The organism is Novosphingobium marinum, from assembly GCF_013408095.1.
Taxonomy (GTDB): Bacteria; Pseudomonadota; Alphaproteobacteria; order Sphingomonadales; family Sphingomonadaceae; genus Novosphingobium; species Novosphingobium marinum.
Genome location: NZ_JACBZF010000019.1, coordinates 1 through 5,181 on the forward strand (window position 1 = coordinate 1; position 5,181 = coordinate 5,181).

At 62.3% G+C, this 5,181-nt stretch carries 3 protein-coding genes; 1 reads left to right on the forward strand and 2 read right to left on the reverse strand.

From position 1 onward, the window contains the following. Nucleotides 1-69 precede the first annotated feature (69 nt). Both FHS75_RS17675 and FHS75_RS17680 read right to left on the reverse strand, forming a co-directional pair. On the reverse strand, nucleotides 70-1,359 hold the full coding sequence (locus tag FHS75_RS17675) for a DUF7986 domain-containing protein (protein WP_244959152.1): 1,290 nt from the start codon (nucleotides 1,357-1,359) through the stop codon (nucleotides 70-72). Nucleotides 1,360-1,443: 84 nt separating this feature from the next. Continuing rightward, a complete protein-coding gene (locus tag FHS75_RS17680) occupies nucleotides 1,444-2,013 on the reverse strand; it encodes a recombinase family protein (protein ID WP_013849886.1) in 570 nt (189 codons plus the stop codon). Between the two features lie 140 nt (nucleotides 2,014-2,153). Here FHS75_RS17680 and FHS75_RS17685 point away from each other — a divergent pair, with 140 nt between their 5' ends. Then, on the forward strand, nucleotides 2,154-5,123 hold the full coding sequence (locus FHS75_RS17685) for a Tn3 family transposase (RefSeq protein ID WP_015449292.1): 2,970 nt from the start codon (nucleotides 2,154-2,156) through the stop codon (nucleotides 5,121-5,123). Nucleotides 5,124-5,181: the final 58 nt, after the last annotated feature.

Below are 5,181 nucleotides of genomic sequence, written 5' to 3' on the forward strand. Positions count from 1 at the left end.
GAGGGCATCGCGTGGAAGGTACGCCAGACAACGCTAAGCGAGAACATTTCAAGAACCGCATGATGGCCGTTACCGCCGGAGGTCGCTAAGCCCCAGTTCTTCCCACATCCATGTAAAGTCATAGGTGCCCATCGGATCGGCGGTGCCCGATTTTGCCGCGCCATTTTCGATATATTTGAGCCAGTCGGCTACCTTTACCCGCCCCGCCTTTGTACAGGCCAGAACGCGTGGCGTCTTGTGGCTGAGGGCTGGGACCGGCTCATCGAGCGTTTTCGTATATTCACGGGTCAGCATATCGTGAACGATGCGCTCCATTTCATGCGGTGGAATATCCAGCGCCTCGTCCTGTGGCGTGCGGGCGGCATCGTCGGCCGTAACCTGATCGAGCGTCCGGATTTCGGCCATAGGCGCGCTCACGCAATCACCAAGCCATTCGCCCATCTGGGTAATTGCTCGCTCCGCGCGGGCGGCACTGTTTACCTCGACGATCAGCTTGCGCCCTGCCAGTTCCACATTGGCAAAAACCGGCGTGCCGTCATCCATGGTCGTGACGAAGGCCCGCTTGCCTTTGGTCGCTTGCGGCTTCTTGTTCTTCGTCGCTGGTGCCAGCCAGTTCCAGAAACTGTCGCTGGCAGGTTCCAGCCATTGTGCCGCGTTCAGCCTTCGGATCAGGCTCTTGCCGACCACGCCTTTCGCCAGCGGAAAAACGATACGGTGGAACACCAGGTCATCGCCGTCGGCGTTGACCATATCCGGCGCGCTGCCGGGCATGGCCTTGCCCAGACAGTCGAGCAGCCACATGTTCGTGAACATCGGTCCCGATGCTCCCAGAAGCGCGTCCCGATCGGACGGGTCCAATTCCGCAGTGTCCTGAGTTTCGTCGGCAAGTCGGGAAAATGCCTCGACCACTCGCACGGCGCCCTCAGCGCTGAACGGCAACAGCGCTCCGGAAATGCCATGGCGCCCGTTCACGTCGACAACCCTTGCGGCGATCTTGTCCCAGTTGACCAGGGTCTGGGTTGCACCGTGTTCGCGCACCGTCACCGGAGCAACGTCGCGCAGCAGATCGCGCAAGGTCATCGACTGACCAGGCACGACTTCGCTGACCTCATAGAGCGACATGACCGTATCGCGTAACGCGCGCATATAGGCCTTGTTCGGCGCCTTTTCGTTCCAGCCCCGGCGCTTGAGATAGTCATCGACCAGATTGCGACCGTCGGGTTCCAGTTCCTGCGTAAGCAGATCTTCAAAGGCGCAGCCCCATAGCGGCCCTTGCCAGTGATCGCCAATTATCTCGAATATGGCGTCAGGCTCGAGTCCGGTCGCTTCGCTCGCCGGATCGAGATGCGCGGACAGCATTTCGGCCAATGCCTCATCCCATGGCGCGCGATCCGCATATTTCATCAGGCCGGAAAGATCGTGAGCCGATTTCGATCTGGACATTCAGATGGGCCTTTCCACGCCGAGGCGGCGCATTTCTCGATAGATGGTCGATCGGCCGATGCCGAGTTGTCGTGCTGCTTCTGTCGGCGAGATGCTCGCTTCGACCAGTTTGATGGCGGCATGTACCTTGGACATGTCGAGCGGCTGACGGCCGGGCAACTTGCCTTTGGCGCGCGCGGCGGCGATCCCATCCCTGGTTCGCTCGGAGATCAGTCTCCGCTCGAAATGGGCGATGGCCCCGAACACATGGAAGATGAGTTCGCCGGCGGCCGACGATGTGTCGATCTTTTCCTCAAGACTCAGGAGCGCGATGCCCTGGCCGCGTAGCGTCTCGACCGTGGTGAGCAATTCGGCGAGCGAGCGCCCAAGCCGATCGAGGCGGACCACCGCCAGCGTGTCGCCCTTGCGGGCATAGGCGATCAGTTCGGCCAGACCGGGCCGCTCCATGCTCTTGCCCGACATGACGTCGGTGAACACCTTGATCGCGCCGGCCTCCTCCAGACGCATGGTCTGTCCAGCCACGTCCTGATCGCCGGTGCTGACGCGGGCATAACCCAGAATATCGCCCATCCCGTGCGTCTCCCAAACGGTCGTTCTGTGGACGATCTGAAGGGCGATCGCTTCGCCCCATCCATATCCGTCCACATACTATGTCTCTTTACTCATGGCTGTCCATAGGCCCAGATGACCTTTTGTGGACGGGAATCGGAATGACGAAGCGTAAGCATCAACTCCTGACCGAGAGCGAACGCGATCAGATCCTCGCCATCCCGAGCGAGCGCGACCATCTAGCCCGGCTCTACACCTTCGAGCCTTCGGACATCGAGATCATCGGCGCACGACGGGAGCGACGGAACCAGTTGGGTGTCGCGCTGCAACTCGCGCTCTTGCGGCACCCGGGCATCACACTGGCGCAGTTGATACAGGACAAGGGAGCGATACCCCATGATCTCGCCGCCTTCGTCGCGGAACAACTTGGTCTACACGTAACCGACCTGGCCAACTATGCAGCGCGGGATCAGACGATGACGGACCATGCCCGCGAGCTGGCGATGCGAGCGGGCCTTCGTGGACCAACCCGCGCCGACATTCCCTTCATGATCGAAGCGGCCGCGAAAACGGCATGGGCGACCGACAAGGGGATGACGATAGCGATCGGCGTTGTCACCGCCCTTCGCGAGGCCCGGATTCTACTGCCGTCCATCTCCACCATCGAACGCGCCAGTAGTGCGGGACGCGCGCGTGCCCGCAAGCAGGCTGCCTACGCCCTGATCGCTGATCTTAGCGCCGAACAGGTCCACGCCCTCGACCAGGTCTTTGACGACGCCGGCGGCATGAGCCAACTCGCTTCGCTCAAGACCATTCCCGTTGCGGCCAGGCCCGATCACATCCGCCAGATTCTCGACCGCCTGCGGCAAGTGCGGAAGATCGGCATCTCCCCGGACGTGGCTGGCCGCATCCATGCCGACCGATTTCGGCAATATGTCAGGGAAGGCCGCGCTTCGCCTGCCTATATGATCGAGCGATATATTCCCTCCCGACGGCGCGCTACGCTGGTTGCGTTCCTGCTCGACCTCGAGGAACGACTGACCGATAACGCCTTGGAGATGGCGGACAAGCTGATCGGCAGCATCTTCACCCGCGCGAAGAACGCCCAGGCGCGCAGCTATGCCACCACGTCAAAGAATGTGGCGCGGCTGATGCTGATCTTTCGCAGGACAATCGACGCATTGACCGATGCGGTCGATACCGGCGAAGATCCAATGGAGGCCCTGGACGCATCGGTCGGGTGGAACACCCTCCTGAAGGCGAGGCCAGAAGTGGCGACAATCGCGGAAACCGCCAACCTTGATCCGCTGACGGTAGCGGCCGACCGCTATGCGACGTTGCGCAAGTTCGCCCCCGACCTGCTTGAGGCGCTCCAGTTCAGGGCCGGAAAGGGCAGTGCAAAAACGATCGCCGCCATCGAGATGCTGCGCGACCTCAACAGGTCGGGCAAACGCGATCTGCCTGCCGACGCTCCGATGCCCTTCCGCAAGGAATGGCGGAAAATCGTCGTGGGCGATGACGGCAAGATCAACCGGCGTCTCTGGGAAATCGCGACGATCGCGCATCTGCGCAACAAGCTGCGTTCCGGGGATGTCTGGGTGGAGCGATCGGCAGGATACCGCCGGTTCGACAGCTACCTGCTCAGCGAACCCCAGGCGAAGCCGATCGTGTCGGCTCTCGGTCTGCCACCCACAGCCGGCGAATGGCTCGAACAGCGGGGCCGCGAACTTGACTGGCGGCTTAAGAAATTTGCCCAGCGCCTGAAGCGCGACGCTCTGGAGGGTGTGCGATATCGCGACGACCGCCTCCAGATATCCCCCGTTCGCACGATCGCGACGCCCGACGCCGAAGCGCTGGCCGACCGGCTCGATGCCATGATGCCACGCATCCGCATCACCGAGCTACTGCATGAGGTGGCGCAGGAAACCGGCTTTCTTGCGGCGTTCACCAACCTGCGTACCGGCGAGCCGTGTCCCAATGAAAACGCGCTGCTCGCCACGATCCTCGCCGATGCGACCAATCTCGGCCTGTCGCGCATGGCGGCGGCGAGTCAGGGCGTCACGCGCGATCAGCTCCTCTGGACCCATGACGCCTATATCCGCGACGACAGCTACCGCGCGGCGCTGGCCCTCCTCATCAACGCGCACCACCGCCTGCCATTCTCACGAGTATGGGGCGACGGCACCACGTCCAGTTCCGATGGCCAGTTCTTCAGGGCCGCGAAGCGCGGCGCGTCGGGCGGCGATATCAACGCCCGCTATGGCGTCGATCATGGCTTCAGCTTCTACACCCATAATTCTGATCAGCGCGCGCCCTACCACGTCAAAGTGATCTCGGCCGCGACGCATGAGGCGCCCTATGTCCTCGACGGCCTCACCAGCCACGGCACCGATCTCAGGATCGTCGAGCATTACACCGACACCGGCGGGGCGACCGATCATGTCTTCGCCCTGTGCGCGATGCTGGGATTTCGCTTCTGCCCGCGCCTGCGCGACTTCCCCGACAGGCGGCTCGCGCCGATCGCGCCGGTCACGGCCTATCCGTCCATCACCCCGCTGTTGGGCAAGCGTATCCGCACCGACATCATCGGTGAGCAATGGGAAGACGTGCTGCGCCTCGTAGGGTCGATCAAGGCCGGCCATGTCGCGCCATCGGTCATGCTGCGAAAGCTCGCTGCCTACGAACGGCAGAACCAGCTCGATGTCGCGCTACAGGAAATCGGCAAGATCGAGCGGACGCTGTTCATGCTGGACTGGCTAGAAAATCCCGATCTGCGCCGGCGATGCCATGCCGGTCTCAACAACAGCGAGCAGCGCCATGCCCTGACGCAGGCGATCTACACATTCCGCCAGGGCCGCATCATCGACCGCAGCCACGAGGCGCAGCAATATCGGGCGTCCGGCCTCAATCTGCTCGTCGCCGCGATCGTCTATTGGAACACGATCTACATGGATGCCGCCGCCCAGCATCTACGATCAACATCGGTCGCGGTGCCTGATGATCTACTCGCCCATACGTCCCCAGTAGGTTGGGAGCATATTGCTTTCTCGGGCGATTTCCTCTGGGATCGAGCAGCCGCTTCCGCTGGCCGCAAGGCCCTCAATCTGCCGCCGGATAGCCGCGCCGCCTAAGCGTTCGCTGATTGTTCGCCCTTAGCGTTGTTTAGCGTACCATCCACGCTATGCCCTC